The sequence below is a fragment of the Rhizorhabdus antheiae genome (assembly GCF_049889055.1).
Taxonomy (GTDB): domain Bacteria; phylum Pseudomonadota; class Alphaproteobacteria; order Sphingomonadales; family Sphingomonadaceae; genus Rhizorhabdus.
Genome location: NZ_JBLTWO010000027.1, coordinates 1 through 1,401 on the forward strand (window position 1 = coordinate 1; position 1,401 = coordinate 1,401).

At 66.0% G+C, this 1,401-nt stretch carries 1 protein-coding gene; it reads right to left on the minus strand.

Translation table 11 applies throughout. The annotated features are described in order from the left end of the window. Positions 1 to 9: 9 nt before the first annotated feature. Positions 10 to 1,401, minus strand: a 1,392-nt coding sequence (gene lpdA / locus ACNI3R_RS20400) for a dihydrolipoyl dehydrogenase (RefSeq protein ID WP_426187066.1), incomplete at its 5' end; no start/stop codon positions are given.

The following is a 1,401-nucleotide window of genomic DNA, read 5'->3' on the forward strand; positions in this document are numbered from 1 at the left end:
CGACCGGCTTCAGATGTGGAGCGCGCGCCCATAGGCGGCGAGGACGCTCTCGTGCATCGCTTCGCTGATCGTGGGGTGCGGGAAGACCGTGTTGATCAGTTCCGCCTCGGTCGTCTCGAGCGTCTTGCCCACGACATAGCCCTGGATCATCTCGGTCACCTCGGCGCCGACCATGTGCGCGCCGAGCAGTTCGCCCGTCTTCGCGTCGAACACCGTCTTCACGAAGCCCTCCGACTCGCCCAGCGCGATCGCCTTGCCGTTGCCCACGAAGGGGAAGGTCCCGACCTTCACCTCATGTCCCGCCTCGATCGCCTTCGCCTCGGTCAGCCCCACGCTCGCCACCTGCGGGTGGCAATAGGTGCAGCCCGGAATGTTGCTCCGGTCCATCGCATGCGGGTGGACATCCTTATTGCCCAGCGCCTGCGCGATCGCCTCGGCCGCGATCACCCCCTCATGGCTCGCCTTGTGCGCCAGCCACGGACCCGGCGTCACATCGCCGATCGCCCAGATCCCCGGGACATTGGTCCGGCCCAGCCCGTCGATCGCGATGATCCCGCGCTCGGCCTTCACGCCGACCGCCTCCAGGCCGATAGTCTCGGTGTTGGGAACTATCCCGACCGCCACGATCACATGGCTGAACTCGGCTTCCGAGACCTTGCCGTCCTTCGCCTTGAGCTTCGCCTTCACCCCCGAGCCGGTCACGTCGAGCGCCTCGACCCCAGCCCCGGTCATGATCGTCATGCCCTGCTTCTTCAGCGCCTTCTCCAGGAAGGCCGACACATCGGCATCCTCGACCGGCACGATCCGGTCCATCATCTCGACGACCGTCACATCGGCGCCCATGTCATTGTAGAAGCTGGCGAACTCGATCCCGATCGCACCCGACCCGATCACCAGCAGACGCTCGGGCATCTCGGTCGGGGTCATCGCATGGCGATAGGTCCACACCCGCTTGCCGTCCGCCTTGGCGAAAGGCAGGTCGCGGGCCCGCGCACCCGTCGCGACGATGATGTGCTTGGCCGACAGTTCGACCTCGCCCTTGTCGCCCTTCACCGCCAACTTGCCGGGCGCCACCAGACGGCCCTCGCCCATATGCACCGCGATCTTGTTCTTCTTCATCAGGTGCGTGACGCCCTGGTTCAGCTGCTTGGCGACCCCGCGCGAGCGCGCCACCACCGCCGACAGGTCCGCCGAAACCCCCGTTGCCTCCAGCCCGAAGCTCTTGGCATGCTTCATATGGTGGAAAATCTCCGCCGAGCGCAGCAACGCTTTCGTCGGAATGCACCCCCAGTTCAGGCAGATCCCGCCCAGAAGCTCCCGCTCCACGATCGCAACCTTCAGCCCCAGCTGCGACGCACGGATCGCCGCCACATAGCCCCCAGGACCAGATCCGAGAACGAT